The sequence below is a fragment of the Pseudomonas helmanticensis genome (genome assembly GCF_900182985.1).
Classification (GTDB): Bacteria; Pseudomonadota; Gammaproteobacteria; order Pseudomonadales; family Pseudomonadaceae; genus Aquipseudomonas; species Aquipseudomonas helmanticensis.
In genome coordinates this window covers 3,579,570-3,602,536 of the sequence record NZ_FXUY01000001.1, presented here as the reverse complement: position 1 = coordinate 3,602,536, position 22,967 = coordinate 3,579,570, and the positions used below count along the sequence as shown (strand labels likewise).

21 protein-coding genes are annotated in these 22,967 nt (G+C 60.7%); 16 read left to right on the top strand and 5 right to left on the bottom strand.

Translation table 11 applies throughout. From position 1 onward, the window contains the following. Positions 1 to 506: 506 nt before the first annotated feature. A complete protein-coding gene (gene gcbA / locus QOL84_RS16170) occupies positions 507 to 2,177 on the bottom strand; it encodes a diguanylate cyclase GcbA (RefSeq protein ID WP_283437852.1) in 1,671 nt (556 codons plus the stop codon). Between the two features lie 321 nt (positions 2,178 to 2,498). On the opposite strand from gcbA, the gene QOL84_RS16165 reads away from it, so the two are divergent. From QOL84_RS16165 to QOL84_RS16115, 11 genes are all read left to right on the top strand, one after another. Further along, positions 2,499 to 3,647, top strand: a complete 1,149-nt coding sequence (locus QOL84_RS16165) for a DUF2515 family protein (protein WP_283437851.1) — start codon at positions 2,499 to 2,501, stop codon at positions 3,645 to 3,647. Further along, on the top strand, positions 3,647 to 4,360 hold the full coding sequence (locus QOL84_RS16160) for a hypothetical protein (protein ID WP_283437850.1): 714 nt from the start codon (positions 3,647 to 3,649) through the stop codon (positions 4,358 to 4,360). The genes QOL84_RS16165 and QOL84_RS16160 overlap by 1 nt, the downstream gene beginning before the upstream one ends. Beyond that, the gene (locus QOL84_RS16155) at positions 4,339 to 4,845 is read left to right on the top strand and encodes an Hcp family type VI secretion system effector (RefSeq protein ID WP_129388540.1); all 507 of its coding nucleotides are present in this window, start codon (positions 4,339 to 4,341) and stop codon (positions 4,843 to 4,845) included. Before QOL84_RS16160 ends, QOL84_RS16155 begins: the two co-directional genes overlap by 22 nt. Then, the gene (locus QOL84_RS16150) at positions 4,842 to 5,318 is read left to right on the top strand and encodes a hypothetical protein (protein WP_283437849.1); all 477 of its coding nucleotides are present in this window, start codon (positions 4,842 to 4,844) and stop codon (positions 5,316 to 5,318) included. Before QOL84_RS16155 ends, QOL84_RS16150 begins: the two co-directional genes overlap by 4 nt. 139 nt (positions 5,319 to 5,457) lie before the next feature. Continuing rightward, entirely contained in the window at positions 5,458 to 6,525 is a 1,068-nt protein-coding gene (locus tag QOL84_RS16145) for a DUF2333 family protein (RefSeq protein WP_064388778.1), read from the top strand. A gap of 3 nt (positions 6,526 to 6,528) precedes the next feature. Further along, the gene (locus tag QOL84_RS16140; protein WP_283437848.1) at positions 6,529 to 7,086 is read left to right on the top strand and encodes an NUDIX hydrolase; all 558 of its coding nucleotides are present in this window, start codon (positions 6,529 to 6,531) and stop codon (positions 7,084 to 7,086) included. A 330-nt stretch (positions 7,087 to 7,416) separates the two neighbouring features. Continuing rightward, positions 7,417 to 7,788 carry a translation initiation factor Sui1 gene (locus QOL84_RS16135; protein WP_007914613.1) on the top strand — a complete coding sequence of 124 codons (372 nt, stop codon included), beginning with the start codon at positions 7,417 to 7,419 and terminating at the stop codon, positions 7,786 to 7,788. Positions 7,789 to 8,007: 219 nt separating this feature from the next. Continuing rightward, a complete protein-coding gene (gene speA / locus QOL84_RS16130) occupies positions 8,008 to 9,921 on the top strand; it encodes an arginine decarboxylase (RefSeq protein WP_129388549.1) in 1,914 nt (637 codons plus the stop codon). Between the two features lie 234 nt (positions 9,922 to 10,155). Further along, positions 10,156 to 11,505: a type VI secretion system Vgr family protein gene (locus QOL84_RS16125; RefSeq protein ID WP_283437847.1), complete on the top strand. Its 1,350-nt coding sequence runs from the start codon at positions 10,156 to 10,158 to the stop codon at positions 11,503 to 11,505. Continuing rightward, complete coding sequence (locus QOL84_RS16120; protein ID WP_283437846.1) at positions 11,502 to 12,275, top strand: DUF4123 domain-containing protein; 774 nt, start codon at positions 11,502 to 11,504, stop codon at positions 12,273 to 12,275. Before QOL84_RS16125 ends, QOL84_RS16120 begins: the two co-directional genes overlap by 4 nt. Positions 12,276 to 12,294: 19 nt before the next feature. After that, positions 12,295 to 13,185: an alpha/beta hydrolase gene (locus QOL84_RS16115; protein WP_283437845.1), complete on the top strand. Its 891-nt coding sequence runs from the start codon at positions 12,295 to 12,297 to the stop codon at positions 13,183 to 13,185. On the opposite strand, the gene QOL84_RS16110 is transcribed toward QOL84_RS16115, so the two are convergent. Together QOL84_RS16110 and QOL84_RS16105 are read right to left on the bottom strand one after the other, a co-directional pair. Further along, the gene (locus QOL84_RS16110; protein WP_283437844.1) at positions 13,179 to 14,528 is read right to left on the bottom strand and encodes an MATE family efflux transporter; all 1,350 of its coding nucleotides are present in this window, start codon (positions 14,526 to 14,528) and stop codon (positions 13,179 to 13,181) included. The genes QOL84_RS16115 and QOL84_RS16110 overlap by 7 nt on opposite strands. Positions 14,529 to 14,774: 246 nt before the next feature. Further along, positions 14,775 to 15,068, bottom strand: coding sequence for a hypothetical protein (locus tag QOL84_RS16105; protein WP_129388561.1), 294 nt, complete (start codon positions 15,066 to 15,068; stop codon positions 14,775 to 14,777). 240 nt (positions 15,069 to 15,308) lie between these two features. Here QOL84_RS16105 and QOL84_RS16100 point away from each other — a divergent pair, with 240 nt between their 5' ends. The 5 genes from QOL84_RS16100 to QOL84_RS16080 all read left to right on the top strand — a co-directional run bounded on the left by QOL84_RS16100 (position 15,309) and on the right by QOL84_RS16080 (position 19,749). Further along, positions 15,309 to 15,611 (top strand): MazG-like family protein, encoded by a 303-nt coding sequence (locus QOL84_RS16100; protein WP_283437843.1) that lies wholly within the window; start codon positions 15,309 to 15,311, stop codon positions 15,609 to 15,611. Beyond that, positions 15,611 to 16,360, top strand: a complete 750-nt coding sequence (locus tag QOL84_RS16095; RefSeq protein WP_283437842.1) for a methyltransferase — start codon at positions 15,611 to 15,613, stop codon at positions 16,358 to 16,360. The genes QOL84_RS16100 and QOL84_RS16095 overlap by 1 nt, the downstream gene beginning before the upstream one ends. A 12-nt stretch (positions 16,361 to 16,372) precedes the next feature. Beyond that, entirely contained in the window at positions 16,373 to 16,987 is a 615-nt protein-coding gene (locus QOL84_RS16090; protein WP_283437841.1) for a DUF4136 domain-containing protein, read from the top strand. A gap of 54 nt (positions 16,988 to 17,041) precedes the next feature. Then, positions 17,042 to 17,599 (top strand): DUF4136 domain-containing protein, encoded by a 558-nt coding sequence (locus QOL84_RS16085; protein WP_008078236.1) that lies wholly within the window; start codon positions 17,042 to 17,044, stop codon positions 17,597 to 17,599. 161 nt (positions 17,600 to 17,760) lie between these two features. Beyond that, on the top strand, positions 17,761 to 19,749 hold the full coding sequence (locus QOL84_RS16080) for a TadG family pilus assembly protein (protein WP_283437840.1): 1,989 nt from the start codon (positions 17,761 to 17,763) through the stop codon (positions 19,747 to 19,749). Here QOL84_RS16080 and QOL84_RS16075 read toward each other — a convergent pair. Both QOL84_RS16075 and QOL84_RS16070 read right to left on the bottom strand, forming a co-directional pair. Next, entirely contained in the window at positions 19,746 to 22,481 is a 2,736-nt protein-coding gene (locus tag QOL84_RS16075; protein ID WP_283437839.1) for a PAS domain-containing sensor histidine kinase, read from the bottom strand. The two genes, QOL84_RS16080 and QOL84_RS16075, sit on opposite strands and share 4 nt — an antisense overlap. Beyond that, complete coding sequence (locus QOL84_RS16070) at positions 22,478 to 22,918, bottom strand: TadE/TadG family type IV pilus assembly protein (RefSeq protein WP_129388581.1); 441 nt, start codon at positions 22,916 to 22,918, stop codon at positions 22,478 to 22,480. Before QOL84_RS16070 ends, QOL84_RS16075 begins: the two co-directional genes overlap by 4 nt. Positions 22,919 to 22,967 lie beyond the last annotated feature (49 nt).

Sequence of the window (22,967 nt, the reverse complement as noted above, 5' to 3'; positions counted from 1 at the left end):
AGCAGCGGCGCCAGATAAACCGCGTTACCGTTGGCATAAGTGCTGAGCTGATCAAGACTTGCGCTCAATTCCCGCTCGGCCTGCAACAGCAAGGCCTGCGGATCACCGGCCAGTTTGCCGGCCGCGAGCAAGTCGGTTTTGCTGAATTCATCCAGGCTCGTCAGGCTCGGGCGCAGGGTGTCGGCCAGCGCCGGCGGCAGTTCGCCGAGTTCTTTGCGCAAGCCGTCGATGGCCTGACTGGCGCTACTCAGGCGCAAGGCGTCGCCGCTGGCGAGGTAATCCTCGACGTTGCGTGCGACCTCGTTCTGAAATTGCTGCGACAACCCCAGATAGCGTTCCATCAACAGGTACGGGCGTTCGAGGGCTTTTTGCGACCACCACAGCGTGGCGCCGAGTGCGAGGCACACGGCGACCAGCAGCAGCGTATTGAGATTGGTGAGCAACTTCAGGCGCATGACGGCTACCAACGGCAGAAATGGTAAGCGCCTGAATTTATTGCGGTTCTGTTACAGGGTTATGACCGAATCGGTGGAATCCGATGAAAAAGTGGCACTTTGCTTTGATTCCCGCGCAGCTTGCACGCGATTGCGCCCGGCCCCCTTGGCGCGGTACAGCGCCTCATCGGCCTGACTGGCCATCATCAGGCTGTCGCAGTCGTCGTGCATTTCCACCACGCCGGCGCTGAAGGTGCACCACAAGTCCTGCGGCTGCGCCGGGTAATGAATCTCGGCGAAACGCTGGCGGATCTCGTCGAGCACTTTGTGCGCAGCTTCTATATCGGTGTCGGGCATGACGATAGCGAACTCTTCACCGCCATAGCGGCCGATGAAGTCGGTCTTGCGCAAACGCTGCTTGAGAAACAGTGCGAGGCTCTTGATCACGCGATCGCCCATCGGGTGACCATGGCTGTCATTAACCCGTTTGAAGTGGTCGATGTCGAGCATCGCAAAGCTCAACGGCTTGCTCTCGCGGCGGGCGCGGAACGAGCAGTCTTCGAGCAATTGCAGAATGTGCGTGTGGTTGTACAGGCCGGTGAGGCTGTCGCGGACCATCCGTGCTTTCAGATTGCGCGCGCGGGCGGCGCGGTTGCGCACGGTAGTGATCAGATGACGCGGCTTGATCGGTTTGGTCAGGAAGTCGTCGCCGCCTTCGCTCATCGCATCGAGCTGCTTGTCCAGATCGTCCTCGGCCGACAGGTAGATGATCGGCACGCTGACATATCGGTCGTTGTGACGAATCACCTTGGCCAGTTCAGTGCCGGTGCAGGCTGGCATGTACATGTCGAGGATGATCAGGTCGGGCTGGAAATCCGCCAGTTCGGCCATCGCCTGAATCGGTTCGATCAAGGTGCGGGTGACGATGCCGGCGCTGTTGAGCAGGCGCTCGGTGTGCAAGGCCTGCGCACGCGAGTCGTCGATGATCAACACTTTATAAGGTTCGTACTGGGCGACGCAGGTGAGGACTTCGATCTTTTCCAGCAGGCTCGACGCTTCGAGGGTGCCGGTGAGGAACTCCTGGCCACCGGCGCGCACGGCGGCGAGACGGGTCGGGGTGTCGGTTTCGTGCAGGCTGAAGAACAGCAATGGCAGCGGTTCATCCAGACCGACCTGGGCTTCGGCGGCGAGTTTCAGGCCGATGCCGGCACCGCTGAAATCCACGTCCATGACAATCGCGGCGGGCAAGCGCTCGACCATCGATGAGCGAAACGCCGCGACACTGTCGAGAGCCTGCGCGGTGAGGCCGAAGAACTCCAGTTGCTTGGCCAGCCGTTCGGCACGGTCATGATCTTGCAACATCACGTAGATCGGTTTGCGCAGCGGTGGCAGGAAAGTCTGGTCGAGTTGATCGCCATGCCGCAGGCCGGTGCGCGACAAACGCTGCATCAAGCGATTGAGGTCGGTGATCAGGCCGCTGCTGAGACGGCCGCGATTGGCGTCCACCGCTTCCAGCGATTGGCTGATGTGATGCGCGAGCTGGGTGTGTTCGGGCTGTTCGAAACGCTCGGCAAAACGCAGCAGGCGCAGGTTGGCCTCGCTCAGTTCGGCGAGGTCGACGGTGGACCATTCACTGCGTTGCAGGCGCTGCCATATCTCAAGAATCTGACGTGCCTGATGAATTACCCGCTGGGCAAAGTGGTGCTTGAGACGCTCACGGCTGGGGTCTTCTGGCTCGGTCATATCCTGACTACTAGTTAGGCTGCTGAGATCGACTGGTGGCTCTATGCTAGCACCTCTTTTCCCTTAGACGAGTGTCGTACGTCAATAATCTGCAGTGCGACACAATTCAGTTTCTGACCGATTGGTTTTGTTTTTGACCTGTTCGTCGGTGAAGTCCCCGGCCTTCGGGGGCTTTGGGATGTTTCCTGTCATTTGAGAGGAAGCTTCGCAGTCATTGAGAGACATCGTCTGACAGGGCTTTCTGATTTTTCGTCGAGGCGGTTTCACAGCGGGTTTTGCTTGGTAGGGTTCAGGGATTCCCCTATAGGCTTTGCGCCCGACATGAGCCAGTGTTTCAACGAGCATGCCAGCGATGAACAACGCCTTAACCACAGCACCGTGCCCGTAGCCGATTGTGAATGCAGTGAAGAGTTGCTGTATGGCGAGAAAGTGCGCGTGACCGAGGTACCGGTGCTCACCTGCCAGTGCCTGTGGCGCGAGTATCAGCGCCAGGCCGAGGAAATCGTTGCGCCCGAGGGCGTCTTTATAGCCGACCCGGTCAAACGCAACCGGGCGATCAACGCTGCTTATGCCCGACTCTGGCAACACGACAAACGTTTTCAGTGGGCCGGTTTGGCGGCGTTCGCTTCCAAGCAGGTGGGCTGTGGATTGCTCCATGCCGCTGAAAGCATCGAACGTATCCGCGAAGAGCACGAAGCGCGCCAGCGAATGCGCGAAGGGCGACGTGAGTCCGGATTGCTGACACCGGGAAAAATGCCCGAGCAGGCCGAAGACTTGCGGGAATACGAAAAGGCGCAGGCGCGTAATCCCGTGCCGTCCGTGGATTTTCGCGCCAGCGGCGAAGAGCTGTCATTGGTGCAGCAACAGTTCCAGCATGTCTACGAGATGATGGCGATGGGTAATACCACGCTGTTTCTGGATGTTTATCCTTTGCATCAGTTTTATGCGGTGCGTGGGTTGGGGGAGTTGAAGAGGTGTTTGGAAACGAGAAAACAGATTTATGGGCACGCGAAGTTTCCTGTGCTTTGGCCGGTGGGGCAGGAAACGCTTGGGTTTGGGAAAGATTTTGAAGAAATTAGAAAAGCTTTTGAGGCTATAGACGCAGGGAATATTGCCCAAAGTGTGGAACATTTGGCGAGACATGAGCAGCGAAACATTCTTCAGCCGACCATTTACGAAAATCGCCATCTGGTAACCCTGTTACGTGGCAACCATCTTTCTTTCGTTACTGGTTTTCCTTCCGGCGTTGCGCAGGCCATAGAGTTGACGATGACCAGTCAATGCCAGCGGGCCGATGGCGGACGGACGATCAGTTTTAGTCGTTATCCACTCGCAGATTTGTCCGACATTGATCAGCGAATGGAGTTCGTGCTCCGGGCGGCAGCTCGTTTTGACCACATGCTCAATGACGAGAATAGAGATTCATTGGCGCAGTCCATAAGTGAAATCGCCGCCATGGAGGGCACTTGATGACCTGGCGTATCGCTTTGTCCAAACGGCGATGTTGGGCGTGGCTGGTGCCTTGTGCCGTTTTGGCATTGGCCGTCGCGCACCGGTTGACGCAACCATTATGGGATGACCCCGTGATCGCTCTGGAGCTGGGAGGAACTTATGAAAATATGAGCGAACACTCAACGGCCCCTTTTAGTCCACTAATCCGGGGTCACGTCTGGGGCGGCATTCCGAAGACGGATGCGCGTTTGCGCTTGGTCGATTCGCAGTACGGTTTCGAGACGCCTCTTGCGCGGTTTTTGTCGGTAGGTTTCAACGACAACGTGGTCGATGACATCCGCATGTCCCCACAAATAGAGCCGTTGCTGATCGATGATGCCATGAAAGTTGTTCTCGACCTGCAGGCCCAATGGTGCGCAAAAGGCTGGAGGCCGGTGGGAACCCGGCGCTATCCCACCATTGCTGATACGCCCGAGTGGCGGGCCTATCTCAGACCAGGGGTGCTCCAAGGACATGCCTATTGGCAGGCCGGTGACAAGTATCAAGTGATGCTGATATTGGCGCGATTCAGAGACTCCCGGCATCTCGACCAGGAGCGCTATCTCATCACTCTTGATATCGGTGAAGCGTGGCGGCTGTTTGAAGAAGACGAACGTCGCTTCGAACCTCACCATTCCCCCCCACCCCAACCCAAAAAAGGAGCCACCCCATGCCCATCCCTGCCTTCATGACCCTCCACGGCAGCCGACAGGGCCTGATCAGTGCCGGCGCTTTTACCGAGGCGTCAGTGGGCAACAGCTACCAGAGCGGGCGTGAGGACAAGATCATGATTCAGGCCTTGAGCCACGGGATTTTTGTGCCGAAGAACGCCGGGGCGGGGCGGCGGATGCATAAGCCGCTGATCGTCACCAAGACCATCGACAAGGCCTCACCGCTGATCAATACCGCGCTGTGTTCCGGCGAGCTGCTGAGCCAATGCCGGGTGGAGTGGTTTCGTACCTCGGCTCAAGGTGTTCAGGAACACTTCTACACGATGGAACTGGAAGACGCGGTGATCGTTGGTGCTGAAATACTGATGCCGCACTGCCAGGACCCCGACACTGCTCATCTCACGCAATTGGAGAAAATCCATTTCCGCTATCGGCGTATCTATTGGCGCCACGAAGTCAGCCGGACGATGGGTTCCGACGAATGGCAAGGCGAGGGCCAGGGATGAGGCTGGTTTATCACGCGGACCTGAGCGAGGCCGATCGTCAGCATGTCTATCCGCAGGATCAGGCGTTGGAGCGCGTCTGTCAGGCTCTGCTGGAGCGCTGCCCCCTCGACGGGCTGGATGAGTTGCGATCGGGCTTGATGATCAATCTGGACAGCGAAGTGCTGGGCGAAGTCGAGCGTGGCGACTGGCTGCTGCTCAGATCGCGAGCCGAATTCGGCCAATGGCCTGTCGCAGCGTCGGTCTTCGATCAGGCGGTGCTGGAGCTGATGAATAATCCCCCGGCGCAACCCACCCGAACTCCGCGGATCTACCGTCTGGTCGACAGCATGACCGGCGAGCCGCTGCCACAGCAGGCGTACACCGCAACGGTCGACGGCGTCCCCAGCCAGCGCAAGACTGACGCAGCGGGCATTGCACATCTATTTACCCCGGAAGATGTCCGGCAGATTTCCCTGAAAATTTTCAACGTCTGAATCGCGCGTCTATCCTTTCGCTCTCGGGCAGCAGCCACTTGTTTTCCCTCAGCCTCCCAATACCGGGTGCCCGGCCTTGGCACGTTGTTGTATGGTTGTGGTCGAACCGTTGAACCCAAGTGATTGAAAGGATATCGCCATGCTGGACTGGAAAAACCGCGCGGGCAGCGCGCCTGAACGTGCCGCCGAGCCCAAGTCGGCCACCCGCAGCTATGTCGGTGGGGTGCTGTTCAGCCGCGCTTTGGCCACGCTGATCGGCCTCTATCTGCTGGTGACCATCGGCCTTGGCTGGTACTGGAGCCAAGAGCCGGCGCTGTTTCCGGTCGCACAAAACGCGCAAGTGGCTGCCGAGAAAGAAGGCAAGCAGATGGTCATCGGCTACACCACGGTCGAAACCCTGAAGACCGTTGCCGGCACCTTGCTCAACAAACCGGGCGGCTACATTTCCAACGACCGCTTCCCGCCAGGCCTGTGGATGGACAACACGCCGAGCTGGGAATACGGCGTGCTGGTGCAGGTGCGTGACCTGACCCGCGCCTTGCGCAAAGACTTCGCCCGTTCGCAGTCGCAGTCGGCGGAAGATGCCGATCTGGCCAAAGCCGAACCGCGTTTCAACTTCGACAACAAGAGCTGGATCCTGCCGTCGAGTGAGTCGGAGTACCAGGAAGGCATCAACTCCCTGAGCCGTTATCAGGCACGCCTGTCCGACCCTACTCAAAAGAACGCGCTGTTCTATGCCCGCGCCGACAACCTGAACAACTGGCTGGGCGATGTGGGCACCCGTCTCGGTTCGCTGTCGCAACGTTTGTCGGCCAGTGTTGGCCGGGTCAAACTCAACACCGCACTGAAAACCGAAGTACCGGCCATCGGCGAAGTGCCGCAGGTTGACGAAGAAGTCGTCGAGACTCCGTGGATGCAGATCGACAACGTCTTCTACGAAGCACGCGGTCAGGCCTGGGCGCTCTCGCATCTGCTGCGCGCCATCGAAGTCGACTTCGCCGATGTACTGGCGAAGAAGAACGCCACGGTCAGCGTGCGTCAGATCATCCGCGAACTGGAAGCCTCGCAGGAACCGGTCTGGAGTCCGATGATTCTTAACGGCAGCGGCTTCGGCGTGTTGGCCAACCACTCGCTGGTCATGGCCAACTATATTTCCCGGGCCAACGCTGCTGTGATCGATTTGCGTCAACTGCTCAATCAGGGCTGATTCATGAGTCAGAACGCCAAAGAGGCGGCCCATCGCGCCGCCTCCGATGCTGAACAGATCGCCTGGGTCGACGAACAGGACAACCTGCTCGGCGCCTTGGTGCGTGCCGATCTGCGCGAGCGCGGGCTGATCGGACGCGGCACCTACATCATGCTGTTCAATTCTGCGGGTGAGCTTTGCGTGCATCGGCGCACGTTGAGCAAGGCGATTTATCCCGGTTACTGGGACGTCGCGGCAGGCGGTATGGTGCAGGCCGACGAAACCTACGCCGAATCCGCTACCCGGGAGCTGGAAGAAGAGTTGGGGGTCAGTGGCGTGGAACTCACTGCGCACGACCATTTCTTCTTTGAAGATACCGGCAACCGTTTGTGGTGTTCGGCGTTTTCCGCTGTGTGGGACGGGCCGCTCAAACTGCAGCCGGAAGAGGTGCTGGAAGCGCGGTTCATCCCGGTCGAGCAGGTCATGCAGGAAATCCAACAAAAGCCCTATTGCCCGGACTCTTTGGCCGCGTTGAAGCGCTATCTGAACGCGCAGCAAAGCGACGTCGCAAAGAACACATGAATTGGCGCCGATTGGCACTTAGCAATCGGGTTTTTTGCCGTTACACTGCGCGACCTTTTTTTCAAACTGCACCGGATAGTTTGAGGTTGGCCTGATTGATTGATGGCCTGTAGGGGAATGTAGGAGCTGCCGAAGGCTGCGATCTTTTGATCTTGGCCTTAAAAAAAGATCAAAAGATCCCAGCCTTCGGCAGCTCCTACATTTCAGCAATTGAGCAGTCCAGGAATCGATATCCGGTGCAGTAGCGCTGCCCCTGCCTGAGTGGGGCTTCGCGGTCGATGACCTTGCCCAAGGTCGCGATCAGTCTTTGTCCTCCCGAGAGGATTGCCGGTGGCCAAAAAAGCCGCATCCTTCGCCGCCTTAGGTGGCCTGGTATTTTCCACCGACGCAGGTCGTCATTGCCCGGAATGCAGTAAGCCGGTGGACGCCTGTATCTGCAAACAAACCGTGATCCCGGCCGGCGACGGCATTGCCCGCGTGCGCCGCGAGAGCAAGGGCCGTGGCGGCAAGACGGTGACCACCATCACCGGCGTGCCGCTGGCCGAAGACGCGCTCAAGGAGCTGGCGACAACGTTGAAGAAACGTTGTGGCACCGGCGGCGCGTTGAAAGACGGCATCATCGAAATCCAGGGCGATCATGTCGAGCTACTCTTGGCTGAGCTGATCAAGCACGGTTTCAAAGCGAAGAAGTCCGGCGGCTAGCAGCCTCTGTGAAATCCATCTGCGGCTTGATCCGGCGCTGAAATACTTCAGATCCGGCGTCGTCTCCATGGTTTTCACAGAGCCTGTTCATGACCGGTTTCTAAACTCCACGCAGTCAGTGCGGTCTACCGCCGCGCTGACGAACCGTCATTTTCATTCTTTAGACTGCGCCGGCCTGAGATCAGGCGACGCACTATGACTTCTTTATAGGGGACTTCGATGTCCGTACGACGCACACGTAAAGACGATGGCAGCCAATGGACAGTTGCGGACAGCCGCAGTGTTTACGGGATTCGCCATTGGGGGGCCGGGTATTTCGCGATCAATGAAGCCGGTCGCGTCGAAGTTCGTCCGAACGGCCCGAGCAGCTCGCCGATTGACCTGTTCGAGCAAGTCGACCAACTGCGCAAAAGCGGTTTGTCCTTGCCGTTGCTGGTTCGTTTCCCCGACATCCTGCAAGACCGTGTCCGCCAGTTGACCGGCGCCTTCGATGCCAACATCGAGCGTCTGGAATACCAGAGCAAGTACACCGCGCTGTACCCGATCAAGGTTAACCAGCAAGAAGCGGTGATCGAAAACATCATCGCCACCCAGGACGTTTCCATCGGCCTGGAAGCCGGCTCCAAGCCTGAATTGCTGGCCGTACTGGCGCTGGCGCCGAAGGGCGGTACCATCGTCTGCAACGGCTACAAGGACCGCGAATTCATTCGTCTGGCGCTGATCGGTCAGAAGCTTGGTCACAACGTGTTCATCGTGATCGAGAAAGAATCCGAAGTCGCTCTGGTGATCGAAGAAGCCGCCTCGCTGAAGGTCAAGCCACAGGTCGGCCTGCGCGTGCGCCTGTCGTCGCTGGCGTCGTCGAAGTGGGCGGACACCGGTGGCGAGAAATCCAAATTCGGTCTGTCGGCGGCACAACTGCTGTCGGTGGTCGAGCGCTTTCGCGCGGCCGGTCTCGATCAGGGCATCCGCCTGCTGCACTTCCATATGGGGTCGCAGATTGCCAACCTGGCTGACTATCAGCACGGTTTCAAGGAAGCGATCCGTTACTACGGCGAGTTGCGCAACCTCGGTCTGCCGGTCGATCACATCGACGTTGGCGGCGGTCTCGGTGTCGACTATGACGGCACCCACTCGCGCAACGCCAGTTCGATCAACTACGACATGGACGATTACGCCGGTGTCGTGGTCGGCATGCTTAAGGAGTTCTGCGATGCGCAGGCCCTGCCGCATCCGCACATCTTCTCCGAGAGCGGCCGCTCGCTGACCGCGCACCACGCGATGCTGGTTGTGCAGGTGACTGACGTCGAGAAGCACAACGACGAAATCCCGCAGATCGAAAACAAGGAATCGCTGCCGGAAACCGTGCAGTGGCTGGTTGACCTGCTCGGCCCGACCGACATCGAAATGGTCACCGAAACCTACTGGCGCGCCACGCACTACATGAGCGACGTGGCTGCGCAGTACGCTGACGGCAAACTGACCCTGGCCGAAAAAGCCCTGGCCGAGCAGTGCTACTTCGCGGTCTGCCGTCGCCTGCACAACTCGCTGAAAGCGCGTCAGCGTTCGCACCGTCAGGTGCTCGACGAGCTCAACGACAAGCTGGCCGACAAGTACATCTGCAACTTCTCGGTGTTCCAGAGCCTGCCGGACACCTGGGCGATCGATCAGGTCTTGCCGATCATCCCGCTGCACCGTCTTGACGAAGAACCGCTGCGCCGCGCCGTGCTGCAGGATCTGACCTGCGACTCCGACGGCAAGATCAACCAGTACGTCGACGAGCAGAGCATCGAAACCAGCTTGCCGGTGCACGGTTTGAACGAAGGTGAAGACTACCTGCTGGGCGTGTTCCTGGTCGGCGCCTATCAGGAAATCCTTGGCGACATGCACAACCTGTTCGGTGACACCGACTCGGTGAACATCTACCAGAACGCCGATGGCAGCGTGTACCACGCCGGTATCGAGACCCACGACACCATCGAAGACATGCTGCGTTACGTGCACTTGTCGCCAGAAGAACTGATGACGCACTACCGCGACAAGTGCGCCAGCGCGCGCATCAGTGCCGGCGAGCGCACGCAATTCCTCGATGCCTTGCGTCTGGGCCTGACCCGTTCCTCCTACCTGTCTTCCTGACGGCAGGTTGTCGTTTCACCGGGTTGTCTGAAGTTTTCCCCGCTAGCCGGGGAAAATTCGGATATCCCGGTGGGACATATCCCAAGTTCCGTGTGAAATCCTTGTCTATCCGGGTCAGCAAAGTCATCCGGTCTGCTTTTCGCGTAGGTCATTTCCTAAGTTGTACTTCGGCACTCTACTCGGCCATGCCTCTCGGCGAGAATCCTCGGCCGCCCCTCCTGTAGAGATCCGCCAATGTTCGATCCATTCAACGAGTCGTTGTTTCGTCTCGATGTAGCGGGTCTGTCCGACCCCCTCGAAGTCCTGGCCTTTACCGGTAACGAAGCGCTCAGTGAGCCGTTTGCGTTCGAGATCGATGTGTTGATCGACGATGCGCAACTGGACCTTGCCGGTTTGCTCTACCGATCAGCGTTTCTTTGTTTCGGCGCGCTGGGGGAGGGTGTGCACGGGCAATTGCAAAGCCTTGTCCAGCACGAGTACGGCCATGCTGCGAGGTTGTGCCGAGTGCGTCTGGGGCCGAGGTTGAGTTACCTGAGTCTGCGCTTCAGCCAGCGCATATTCAGTGGCCGCTCGGTGCCGCAGATCCTTGATCAAGTGCTCAGGGAACACGGCATCGTTGGCGCGCAGCGCCGCTTCGAGTGCCGCGTCGATCATCCGGTCCGGACCTTCTGCACCCAGTACCACGAATCGGATCTGCAACTGCTCCAGCGCTTGTGCCGGCAGGCGCGCATTCACTATCACTTCGAGCATCGTCCCGACGGACATTGCCTGGTGTTCGGCGATGATCCGACGCAACTGCCGCAAGCCGTCGCGGCGGTGTTTTGCGGCGAAGGTGACGGGCAAAGTGAGCCGCAGGCGATCCACCAATGGCGGTTGCAGGGCCAACGTCAGAGCTTGGCCAGCGGCGCGCAGTCGACGCGCACGGCCGAAGGCTGCAGTGAGCTGGCGCGATTGCGCAGCGGCCGGTGGCTGGCACTGAGCGGCCATCCGCTGGGTGAATGCAACCGGCGCTGGTTGTTGAACCGAATCGAGCATCACGCCGATCAACTTCAGATCCCGGCCTACAGCAACCGGATCTTTGCGCTGGAGCAGTCCTGGGTTGCTGCGTCGGCGACGGTTGCTGTTCGCCAGCGCATGCACAGTCTGCAACGGGCCTGGGTGGTTGCCGTCGATGAACCGCGTCCTGATCAATCGCGTCCGGTCGCGGTGCAGTTCGACTGGTCGTATCAGGGCGAGGGTGCCGCCGACAGCCATTGCTGGCTGCCTATGTCGCCAACCCTGGCCGAGGCGCCAATGAATGCACTGGCCGAGGGTGTCGAAGTGGTGGTGAGTTTCTTCGAGGGTGATCCGGATCAACCGATGATCACTGGTGTATTGCAAGTCGCTGCGGCGCCGGTCGCAGACCAGCCCTTGCCATTACCGCCGCAAACCCGACTCGATGACGGGCTGCAACGCCTGCTGCAATCGGCGGAACCTTTGATGCTGCTGTGTCTGATGCCGGGTGGCGGCAGCTTCGTGCATTGTTCGCAGGCGGTGTGTACCTGTCGGCTGGTGACGTCCCTTGAACAGAGCGGCGGACGATGAGCGCCGTCGCGCAGTGGTTGTTACTCGACAGTGTCGATGCGCCGCAGGCCTTGACCACGTTACGCGCAGGCTTCGCTGGCGTGCAGTGTTTCTGGCTGTTCGACGGCACCGAGTTTCAATCCATTCGTGAGCAAGGGCCGCTGTTGATCAGCCTGCAGAACTGCCCGGCGCTGGCGGCCTTGTGTCACAGCGATCCACAGACCTGGCGCGGCCTGCTCCTCGAAAGCACAACGCCTGTGGAGCCGTTGCTCGGGCATTTGCGCCGCATGCTCACCGTTTCATTCGGCCTGAGCCATCGGGCCTTGCTGGGCTTTTACAACCGCCAGACCGCCAGCTACTTCTTCGATGCCTGCGATGCCCGCGAGTTGAGCCGCTGGCTCGGGCCGATCCGGCAGGTGCGCTGGTTCGGTGGCACCTGGGCGGATCGCGGCGTCGGCTCTGAGGGCTGGCAACAGTTACGCAACCCGCGCCTGCCGGTCGAACGCCTGGCAATCGAGGAAACGCTGAGCCCGCGCCAGTGCGAGCGCCTGCAGACTTGCCTGCTGGAGCAGCATATCTGGCGCTGGAGCCAATCCATGGGTATCGCCTATGCGCAGTTGTCGCTGCATGCCGGGCAAGGCATGGCGCTGGGATTTACCGAGCGCGCGGTGCTCGATGGCTGGTTGTGGCTACGCTTGCAGCATCCGCGTGAAGTTTTGGTGCCGCAACCGGCGGGGCTGACGCAACAGGAGCGGCTCGATTATTTGCGGCGACACTGGCAGAAAGAATAACCCTGAGGGAGCAGCCTCCATGAGCGTTGGTTTTCGGCAATGGCTCGGTTCAACGTGGTTCGGCGCAATCACCAGCGTCCTGCTGATGTTGAGCCTCGGTGGCTGTTCGCCGGTGAAAATCCTCAATGCGCTGACGCCGGACGACACCTTCAGCCGCACGACGGGTATCGCCTATGGTGCTGATCCACGGCAGAAGCTCGACGTCTACGTGCCGCGTCAGCCGCTCGCCGATGCGCCGGTCGTGGTGTTTTTCTACGGCGGCAGCTGGAACAGTGGCGATCGCGGGGATTACACCTTCGTCGGCGAAGCGTTGGCCTCGCGGGGGATTGTTGCGGTGGTGGCGGATTATCGCTTGTACCCGCAGGTGCGCTATCCGGCGTTTCTCGAGGACGGCGCGCAGGCGCTGGCTTGGACCAAGGCGCATATCCGCGAGTATTCCGGCAACCCGCAACGCTTGTATTTGCTCGGTCACAGTTCCGGCGGATACAACGCGGCGATGCTCGCCCTCGATGCGGATTTTCTCGCGGCGGTGGGCATGTCACCCCACGATCTGCGTGGCTGGATCGGACTGGCCGGGCCTTATGATTTCCTGCCGATCAAAAATCCTGACGTGCGCCCGGTGTTCTTCTGGCCGGATTCACCGCCACAATCGCAGCCGATCAACCATGTCAGCCGAGGCGCACCGCCGGCCTTGCTGATTGCCGCGACCGAGGATGATCTGGTCAACCCGTCACGCAATACCGGCGGCCTGGCGCGCAAGCTGCGCGGGGCCGGGGTGCCGGTGCAGGATCTGTATTACTCGCGGCCCAGCCATGTGACGCTGGTCGCGACATTGTCGCGGCCGCTGCGGCAATTGGCGCCGGTACTCGATCAAATCGTCGGCTTCATCCAGCACACGCCGACTCAGTGAACGCCGCCGCTGAACCAGCCGTCATTGCGCTTCAGCCACCAGGCCATCGCCCCGAGCGTGAGGCTGCGCAGCACCATGAACAGCAGAAACGACATCCACAGGCCGTGATTGCCCAACCCTTGCAGCGCCCAGGCGAACGGCAATAGCAGGACAACGGTCAGGAGCATGCCGTTGCGCATTTCGCGGGCGCGGGTGGCGCCGATGAACAGGCCGTCGAGCAGGTAGCTCCACACCGCAATCAATGGCAGCACGGCAAGATAAGGCAGGTAGACAAACGCCGTGTCACGCACACTCTGGATATTGGTCTGCATCTCGATGAACAGATGCCCGCCGAGAAGAAACAGCGCAGCAAAACCGAGGCTGGCGATCAATGACCAGCCGCCGGCCACCACTAGCGAACGGCGCAGGGCCAGACGATCACGCGCGCCGATGGCATGCCCGCACAACGCTTCAACGGCATGCGCAAGCCCGTCCAGTGCGTGGGCGGTGAGCAGCAGGCCGTTGAGCAGCAGCGCATTGGCCGCGACCGTCGCATCGCCGAGCCGCGCACCTTGCACGGTGATCATGAAAAACACCGATTGCAGTGCGAGGCTGCGGATGAAGATGTCGCGATTGACCGCCAGCAAGGGTCGCCAGCTCTGCCACAGCTTCAGCGCCGCCCAGATGATGTGCCCGGGATACGCGCGTAAGGCTTTGCGTGTCAGCAGCAAGCCGAGCAGGGCGCCGCTCCATTCGGCGATCACCGAGGCGCGCGCGGATCCGACCACGCCCCAGTCCAGGCCAATGACGAACCACAGATTGAGGACGATGTTGATCAGATTGGTGGTCAGCAGAATCGCCAGGGGCGCGCGTGCGTTCTGCGTACCGAGGAACCAGCCAACCAGCGCGTAACTGGCCAGCGCTGCCGGCAGGCCGAACAGCCGCGTGTGGAAGAAGTCGCGAGTGAGCTGATCGAGTTCCGCTGACGGCTGCATGAAATGCAGCGCCAGGCCGCTCATCGGTACGCCGAGGCTGCCGAGCAGCAATGCCAGTCCCATCGCCAGTAGCAGGCCCTGCAACAGAATCTGCCGCAACGCCGCGCCATCGCTGCGCCCGGCCGCCTGCGCGGCAAACCCGGTGGTGCCCATGCGCAGAAAGCCCATGGCCCAGGCGAGAAAGGTATACAGGCTGGCGCCCACCGCCACGGCACCCAACTGATGGGCGTGGGGCAAATGACCGATGACGGTGCTGTCGACCAGCGCTACCAGCGGTACGGAAATATTGGAAAGGATCATCGGCGCAGCGAGCGCCCAGACTTTGCGATGAGTCGGACGATCGCGCCAGTCGGTGGTCAGGTTGGACATGCAGGCTCCTTGGGGGAGCGGGGATTGTAGCGATTAACACAATCCCCTGTAGACGGTGGGTCAGCTAGAAATGTTTCCACTGAACCACACTCTTGCAGGGGAGAAGTTGTGTGCGGGAGGTAGTGGGTGAGGATTTATGCGCCCCGGATAAACAGGTAAGAGCTGCCGCAGGCTGCGATCTTTTGATGTTGCCTTAAAAGATCAACAGATCGCAGCCTGCGGCAGCTCCTACAAGGTTTTTTGGTGTCAGTGAATTATCCAGCTGAGCAACCACAACCCCAGCAGCAACCAGATGATCCCGGCAATGATCGACGCATTCATGAACGCGCGAATCGCCGACCACAGCAGCATCAGCCCGACGATCAGCGCGATGATGCTGATGATCGACGTGTCCATCCCCAGCGTCTTCGCCAGCCCGTCGACAAAATTGCCGCCGGCATGGCTCAGAATGTTGAACAGGCCACTGAGCCCGTCGACGATAAAGCGGATGATCGAGCCGAGCGCCTGGCCGAGCCACTCGAAAAAGCTTTCTACCTGCATGTGTTCATCCTGATGAAAGAGCTGAGCCTTGGGCCACAACGCAGGTGGCCGAGTTCCCTGCCACGAGTATGGCCCAATGCAGCGCCGAACGTAAAACCTGTAGGAGCTGCCGCAGGCTGCGATCTTTTGATGTTGTTTTTCAAAGATCAAGATCAACAGATCGCAGCCTGCGGCAGCTCCTACATGGGTCTTGCCTTCAGGGCGTATCCGCTTGAAGCTATACGCCTTCAGGAGAGCCCGATGAACCTTGTTGAACTGACCGAACGCCTGCACGCCATTCGCGACCGCAATGACTGGCGGCAATTTCACAGCCCGAAAAACCTGGCCATGGCCGCCAGCGTCGAAATGTCTGAACTGGTGGAAATTTTCCAGTGGCTGAGCGAGGACCAGTCGCGCCAGTTGCCCGCTGAAAAACTCGCCCACGCCGGGCAGGAAGTCGGCGATATCGTGCTGTATCTGTTGCTGCTGTGCAGCGAGTTGGGCCTGGACATGAATGAAGTGGTGCGCGCCAAGCTCGCCGACAGCGAACGGCGGTTCAGCTGATGAGCGACCGGCATTTCGATCAGTTGGCGACGCGTTTCGCCGAAAAAATCTACGGCGGTGCCAAAGGCGCAATTCGCCTCGCGGTGTTGCAGGCCGACCTTGCCGAAGCGTTGCCGGATCGCCCGTTGCGGGTGCTCGACATCGGTGGTGGTCTCGGCCACATGTCTTTATGGCTGGCCGAACGTGGCCACGACGTGACCTTCACCGAGCCGGCCGCGCCGATGCTCGAAGGCGCCCGCCAGCGTTTCGCCGAGGCTGGGCAAACCGCGACGTTTATTCAGGCACCGTGGCAGGCGTTGCTCGGGCAACTCACCGAACCCTACGATCTGGTGATCTGCCACGCCGTGCTCGAGTGGCTCGCCGAACCCCACGCGATCCTGCCGGTGCTGCACCAATTGACCAAGCCCGGCGGCTGGTTGTCGCTGGCGTTCTACAACCGCGACGCGCTGATCTACCGCAACCTGCTCAAAGGCCATTTCAAGAAAATGCGCAAGAACGACATGGCCGGTGAAAAGCAGAGCCTGACCCCGCAGCAACCGCTCGATCCGCGCGAATTGGCAACGCAACTCGACGGCCTGTGGCAGGTCGAAAGCCAGAGCGGGATCCGGGTTTTTCACGACTACATGCCGGTGGAATTCCAGGCCCGCGCCGAACTCGTCGATTTGCTCGAGATGGAGCTCGCTCACCGTCGTCACCCAAGCTTCGCCGGGCTTGGGCGTTACCTGCACTGGATCTGCCGGCCGGTCTGATCGGAGCACAAAATGAAAGCTCAATCCGGGTTATTGCTGATCTGTCTGGGGTTGGCCGCCTGCCAGGGCAGCAACCCTTACGTGGCGCAGTCGCGGCCGTTGCCGCCGGCGCCGCCGCAAGCGGCCAACACCTTTGACCGCAGCGCTTACCCGGCGCCGCCGCGTGATTACGGGCGCTACCGCAGTTGGGCCTGGCTTAACGGTCAATTGCCGCCGGGTACGGCGTGGGCGGATTCGGCGCAAGTGGCCGAGGCGGTGAGCAACGCGCTGGATCAACGGGGTTTGCGCCCTTTGCATGACAATCGTCCGGCCGACCTGTTGGTCAGCGCCCATCTGAGCCTGCAAACGCGCTTGCGTCAGGCGCAGGACGATTACGGCTACTACGGCGGCGGATACGGCGGCTATGATCGTTATGGGCGCGGCTACGGCATGTACAACAGCGTGCCGGTGGTGCGCACCTATTCCGAGCAGGTCGTGGTGGTGCAAGTCGATCTGTTTGACGCCGGCACGGGGCAACCGGTGTGGAGTGCCAGCGCGGAAACCGGCGCCAAGGGCAATCAGATTGACCGCACGGATTCGATTCGCGAGGCTGTGGAAAAGGCCATGTCGGCGTATCCTCCCAGTTAGCTTGCTGCAAATGAGAAGCTCTAGCAGGCTCATGTCTTCAACCGGAGAAAAACCATGTTCCGCCGTCTCGCTTTACTGGCCATGGCCGCACTGCTCAGTGCTTGCGCCGCCAACCAGGTCAATCATGACTTCGACGCCAGCCGCGACTTTGCCGCCTATCGCAGCTGGAGCTGGAAAGACCCCGCCCTGCAATATCGCCCGGATGATCCACGGATCAAAAGCGACCTGACCGAGCAACGCATTCGCCAAGCGGTAACGGATCAACTTGATCAGCGTGGTCTGCGCCCGGCGGCTGCGGGCGCCAAAGGTGATTTGAATGTGCAGACTTATCTGATCGTCGAGGATCGTCAGCAACAAGTGACGACCAATTACGGCGGCGGTTGGGGCGGCCCATGGAATGGCTACTGGGGCGCGCCGATGTACAACGAAACGCGCAACATCACCTACAAAGTCGCGACCATCCAGATCGACCTGCTCGACGGCAAGGACGGCAAACTGGTGTGGCGCGGCAGCGACGAGCAAATGCTCGCCAGCAAGCCCAACCCCGAGGATCGCAGCAACGCCATCCGCGAGACGGTCGCCCGCATCCTCACCAACTACCCCCCACGCTAACCCCTGTAGGAGCTGCCGCAGGCTGCGATCTGTTGATCTTGAAAGGGCCGTTTCAACAGAACGCTGGGTTTTTGCGCTGAGGCTGGCGTGTTGCCAGCAGGCAGGGCCGGGCGCGTCTACACTCAGTTGCATCAATGGAGGTCACGGCAAAGGAGTGCGCCATGTCGCCTCGTTCGCATTTCAACGGCCCGGCCCGGCAACGCGGGGCGATCGGTCTGATGGCGGCGTTAACCCTCGGCCTGGCGCTGGTGTGCATGGTGCTGGTGGTCGACAGCGGTCGCTTGTACATGGAACAACGGCGCTTGCAGCGGGTGGTCGATGTCGCCGCGCTCGAGGCGATCTCGCGCAGCGGTGATTGCCTGACAGGGCTCAGCGCCGCCGCTTTTGCCACCGCCAGCGCCGCGCGCAATGGTTTTGCCGTGGCGCAGGATACGACCCTTGCCGTGACCTGCGGCACCGTGCAAACCGGTGCGAACAACCTGCGTGCCTTCACCGTCGATGCCAGCAAGAAAGAAGCGATCAGCGTCGTCGCCACGCGCGTGGTGCCCACCAGTGTTGGCGCCGCACTGTACGCGTTGTTCCGGCCGGGCAGCGTCGCTCCGACCACGCGCCTGCACGCGACGGCGGTGGGCACGTCGGCGATTCTGCCGCCGATGGCGCAACTGACCATCGGTACCACCGCACTGACGGTCGACGCCAGCAAGTCAGCCGCGTTGAATGCGCTGTGGGGCGGACTGCTCGGCGGCAGCCTCAACCTCAGCGTCGCCGGTTGGCAAGGTCTGGTGGACACCAATATCAGTCTGCTCAGTTATCTCAATCAACTGGCGCTCGACGTCCACGTCGACGCCGGTAACTACACCCAGGTACTCAGTCAAAGCATCCAGATCAATCAACTGATCGACACCGCCATCACCGTATTGACCAAGGGTGGCAGCACCACCAGTGTCGCGGTCAGCGGCTTGCTCGGGTTGAAGGCCATCGTCGGCAACACCTCGGTGGTGCTCGGTCAGTTGCTGCAACTGCAAACTGGCGCGACCTCGGCCGCGCTTAATGCCAATCTGCAGGTGTTCCAGTTACTCGAAGCCGTGGTGCAACTGGCCAACAGTCAGAACGCCCTGACCGCCACCGTGCCATTGAGCATTCCGGGGCTGGTCAATGGTTCGGTGAAAGTCAAAGTCATCCAGCCGCCGCAGTTGTCGGCAGTGGGCAACCCGGCGCTGGCCAAGGCCGACCCGATGGGCGCCAACCGCATCTACGTGAAAACCGCGCAGGTACGCACACTGATCTCGCTGAACCTGCCACTGCTGTCCGGTGTCGCCGGTCTGGCCAGCGCCATCGTCAGTACGCCGCTGGTCGGTGGCTTGACCGACACCCTCAACAACCTGCTGCACCTGAACATCGCCGGCACGCTGAACTCGTTGTTCTGCGCATTGGGCGGCACCTGTCAGCGCACCAATCTGCAAATTCTGCCGACCTCGAGCATCGACATCCTCCTTGAAGCTGCCGCTGCTGACAGCCATGTCACCGATTTCAACTGCGTCAGCGATGCGACGAAAAGCCTGACCACCCAGACCAACTCGTCACTGGTCAAACTCAAGGTCGGCAAGATCGACGCGACCAATGCGTTTTCCTCCTCGGCCGATGTCACCGTGCAGCCATTGGCGTTGATCGATGTCGGCGTCATCACCTGCACCATTCCGCTGCTCGGGCTGGGCTCGGCGACGTGCGACCAGAGCACGCGCAAACCGTTTTACGGCGGCGGTCTCGGGGTTATGGTCGATACCTCAGTGGCGAGCATGCAGAACATCCACACCTACAACCAGCCACCGGAAATCAAGCAGACGCCGCTGAATTACAGCTTCGGTACGCAGGGCCTGGTCAATAGTCTGAAAGGCACCTTGAGCGGGGTTCAGGTGCAGGCGTACAAACCCACCGGTTCGAGTTTGCTCGGTGGCTTGCTGACCACCACTGCGGACGTGCTGGCGAGCGTCAACAGTACGTTGGGCGTGGTCATCGACAATCTGCTCAGCCCGGTACTCGACCCGATTCTTGATGGTTTGCTGGCCAATCTCGGCATCACCCTGAACAAGGTCGATGTCGGCGCCAACCTCAGTTGCCGGCCACCGGGGCAGCCGATGCTGGCGATCTAATCGGTCAGCGCAATCGGCAGCTCGATGCAGAACCGCGCACCCTCGTCGCCGTTGCGCACACTCAGGCGTCCGCCCATGTTGTCGATGATGCCGTAACTCACCGACAAGCCCAGACCGGTGCCGACACCGACCGGTTTGGTGGTGAAAAACGGCTCGAAAATACGTTCCAGCAAACGCGGGTCGATGCCGCCGCCATTGTCCTCGACCCACAGCCGCACGACGTGTTCGTCACACTCGGCATGCAGGGCGATCCACGGCTGGAAGTCGCGGTTGGCTTCGCGCTTGCCGAGCAGCGCGTCGCGGGCATTGACCATCAGATTGATCAGCACTTGTTCAAGTTGATCGACGTAACCGCGCACCTGAACCTGAAAGCCAGCCTCCTTGATCCGCAATTCGACACCTTTGCCGCGCAATCCTTCAGACAGCAGCGACAGCGTGCCTTCGATCGCCTCCAGCGGATTGAACGGCTGCTGTTCGACTTCCGAGCGCCGGCCGAACACGCGCATGTGATCGACCACCCGCGCGGCCCGTTGCACTTGCGCGTCGATGCGATTGAGTTTGTCGGTCAGGTAGTCGATCTGCACGTCGCCATTGCTCAAACGCTTGAGCACATTGACGATGGCCATGCGCATGACGTTCAGCGGCTGATTGATTTCATGCGCGAGGCCGGTGGCCATTTCGCCAAGGGTGGCCATTTTTGCGCTTTGCGTCAGTTGTTGCTGCGAGCGGCGCACTTCGGTGTTGTCGCGGCCCACCGCTTGTACCTCGATCAGTGTGCCGTGTTCATCGAACACGCCGCGATCCGACCAGACCCACCAGGCATGCTCACGGCCGGGCAGGCACAGGTTGATTTCCGCTGTGCTCACCGGCACCTCCGGCGTCAGTTGCGCGAGACGCTGGAGGAATGCTTCACGTTGCTCGTCCGACATCCAGCTGCCCAGATTGACCCCGGGCAATTGCTCCGGCGCGCATTCCAGGTACATCGCCAAAGGGCGGTTGCCGAACGTCAGGGTCAGGTCCGGGCGATAACGGCAAATCATCGCCGGCGAATCTTCCACCAAAATCCGGTAGCGCTCTTCACTGGCCTTGACCTGTTCGGCGGCAAGAGTGGCGTCAGTCACGTCCAGCCACAGGCCGACGGCTTCTACCGGCAAGCCGAGATCGTCGCGCAGCAACTTGGCTTCGTCGAGCAGCCAGTGCACGTTGCCCTGATGGTCAAGCACTCGATAACGCGCGCTCACCGCGCCTTCGCGCAGCAACTGCCGAGTGCGTTCGAAATAGTGTGGGCGATCATCAGGATGGACGTGTTCGACCAGACGGCCATCGTCGCAGTCAGCCAGACTCCAGCCCAAAAGAGCGCTCAGGCTGGCGCTGAAAAACGTCGGTTGCAGCGCCCCGGCAACGTAGCGTTGCACGTAGATCACGGCGGGCGAACTGGCGATCAGATTGTCCAGCCGCGCATGGGCTGCGGCGGCCTGTTGCTGCTGATTCTTGATGTCGCTGATGTCGAGCATGAAACCCACCAGCCGGCGCTGGGCACCGATGCCCAAAGAGCGGCCTTGCAGGCGATACCACAGCGGCAACGATTGCGCGTCGGCTTGCCAGCGCACGCACAACTCCAGCGGCACGCCTTCGTCTTGCAGCGCTTGCAGGCGACTGCGCAGCTCATCGCGGTCGGCGGGGTGAACCTGATTGAACCAGTCCTGAATCGGCAACCGCGTCGTCGTCAACGCCAGGCTTTGCGCCAGTGTCGGCGCCAACTGCACTTCGTTGCTGTCGCTGAATACTTCCCACCAACCGGTGCCGAGCAGCGCTTGCAGGGTTTCCAGGCGTTCCAGTTGCTGATGGTGACGATGCTCGCGCAAGCGCTCCAGTAACGGTGCTGCCACCGCCGCTGCTAGCAGCAGCCAGTCGTGATCGCTGAGGTCCGGCGCCTGTTGTTGCGCGTTGTAGTCGGCGCACAGCAGCCATGCCGCCACGCCTTGGGCATCGCGATAGGGCACGGCGAAACCTGCATGCGGGCCGAACAATGCGCTCAGACGCGGCTGTTCGCTGCTCAGCAAACGTTGCGGTGCTGCACCGTTCAAACTGTCGAGGCCAGTGCCCAAACGCTGCTGTTCACGCCACAGTCGGGGCGCGTTCAACGCGGTGTAATGCTGATGAATCTGCCAGCCCAGGCCTTGCTCGTCGAGCAGCGCTACCGCCAGACACGGGATGTGCAATTGCTGACTCAGGCGTTGCAACTGCTCGCCCAGCGCATCCGGCAGGCGGGCGAGGCTGCACAGGCGTAATTGATCGCGAATCTGCGTGGCGAGCATTTGCGCTTGCTCGCGGCTACGCGCCTGACGCCGTTCACCGAGCAAATCGCCGATATCGAGCATCTGCAGGAGCCAGCCGTCACCCTGCGCTTGCACCCAGCCGCGCAAGTGCAGCGGCGGGCCGGCGAGGCTGAAAAAATCGAGGTCGAGCAATTGTCCTTGCCAGTCGGCCGGTTGTCCCTCCACGGCAAGACTGCTGTGCGGCAGCAGGTAATCCAGCAGATGCGCAGGTTGCGTGCTGGCCATGCGTTGCGCGAGCAAGTGCCGTAATGGCCCGCTCAGGTGCAGGACCTGGCCGTCGCCATCCAGATACAACTGCAGGCCGACGCTTTGCGCCACCGGGCTTTCCAGTGGTGGGGAGGTGCCGGGTTGTCGATTGAGCAAGCGGCTGAACAGCGTTTCACCGGCACTCAAAATTGCAGGCTCGACGAGGCGCGCAATGTTGCCGGCAGGCGCGGCACCGTGCCGACGCCCGGCAACACCAGAAACGGCAACGCCTGATTCAATTTGCTGGTGGGATAGTTGATGGTCACCGTCAACACACCGCCGACGTAGGTGATCGAACTGTCGGTGGCCGCGTTGAAATTCAACGCGGCGGGCAGCCAGCCCAGTTGTCGGGTCAACTCGGTGCGGGCGGTGGCGGTGACGGCGGTCGAGTAGTTGGCGGTCGCCGGATCCAGCGCCACGCTGCGGCGCACGGCTTCGGCGGTGGACTCATTGAATGACTGCATCAACAACAGCGGCAAGCTGTAGCTCACCAAGCCATAAAACACGGCGAAGAAGATGACGAACACCAAGGCGAACTCGATGGCGACAGCGCCTTTTTGCTTGCGGGGGAGGGCGGATTTCATGAGTGCGTCTACCCTGACATTCACTACGTAATATCAGCATAGAATCATT

Bases quoted from the DNA above. Each gene is read 5' to 3' on its own strand.
- gcbA (WP_283437852.1), bottom strand. From the start codon at position 2,177: ATGACCGAGCCAGAAGACCCCAGCCGTGAGCGTCTCAAGCACCACTTT.
- QOL84_RS16105 (WP_129388561.1), bottom strand. From the start codon at position 15,068: ATGCAGGTAGAAAGCTTTTTCGAGTGGCTCGGCCAGGCGCTCGGCTCG.
- QOL84_RS16095 (WP_283437842.1), top strand. From the start codon at position 15,611: ATGAGCGACCGGCATTTCGATCAGTTGGCGACGCGTTTCGCCGAAAAA.
- QOL84_RS16080 (WP_283437840.1), top strand. From the start codon at position 17,761: ATGTCGCCTCGTTCGCATTTCAACGGCCCGGCCCGGCAACGCGGGGCG.
- QOL84_RS16085 (WP_008078236.1), top strand. From the start codon at position 17,042: ATGTTCCGCCGTCTCGCTTTACTGGCCATGGCCGCACTGCTCAGTGCT.
- QOL84_RS16090 (WP_283437841.1), top strand. From the start codon at position 16,373: ATGAAAGCTCAATCCGGGTTATTGCTGATCTGTCTGGGGTTGGCCGCC.
- QOL84_RS16115 (WP_283437845.1), top strand. From the start codon at position 12,295: ATGAGCGTTGGTTTTCGGCAATGGCTCGGTTCAACGTGGTTCGGCGCA.
- QOL84_RS16125 (WP_283437847.1), top strand. From the start codon at position 10,156: ATGTTCGATCCATTCAACGAGTCGTTGTTTCGTCTCGATGTAGCGGGT.
- QOL84_RS16165 (WP_283437851.1), top strand. From the start codon at position 2,499: ATGAGCCAGTGTTTCAACGAGCATGCCAGCGATGAACAACGCCTTAAC.
- QOL84_RS16150 (WP_283437849.1), top strand. From the start codon at position 4,842: ATGAGGCTGGTTTATCACGCGGACCTGAGCGAGGCCGATCGTCAGCAT.
- QOL84_RS16120 (WP_283437846.1), top strand. From the start codon at position 11,502: ATGAGCGCCGTCGCGCAGTGGTTGTTACTCGACAGTGTCGATGCGCCG.
- QOL84_RS16140 (WP_283437848.1), top strand. From the start codon at position 6,529: ATGAGTCAGAACGCCAAAGAGGCGGCCCATCGCGCCGCCTCCGATGCT.
- QOL84_RS16145 (WP_064388778.1), top strand. From the start codon at position 5,458: ATGCTGGACTGGAAAAACCGCGCGGGCAGCGCGCCTGAACGTGCCGCC.
- QOL84_RS16070 (WP_129388581.1), bottom strand. From the start codon at position 22,918: ATGAAATCCGCCCTCCCCCGCAAGCAAAAAGGCGCTGTCGCCATCGAG.
- QOL84_RS16155 (WP_129388540.1), top strand. From the start codon at position 4,339: ATGCCCATCCCTGCCTTCATGACCCTCCACGGCAGCCGACAGGGCCTG.
- QOL84_RS16100 (WP_283437843.1), top strand. From the start codon at position 15,309: ATGAACCTTGTTGAACTGACCGAACGCCTGCACGCCATTCGCGACCGC.
- QOL84_RS16160 (WP_283437850.1), top strand. From the start codon at position 3,647: ATGACCTGGCGTATCGCTTTGTCCAAACGGCGATGTTGGGCGTGGCTG.
- speA (WP_129388549.1), top strand. From the start codon at position 8,008: ATGTCCGTACGACGCACACGTAAAGACGATGGCAGCCAATGGACAGTT.
- QOL84_RS16110 (WP_283437844.1), bottom strand. From the start codon at position 14,528: ATGTCCAACCTGACCACCGACTGGCGCGATCGTCCGACTCATCGCAAA.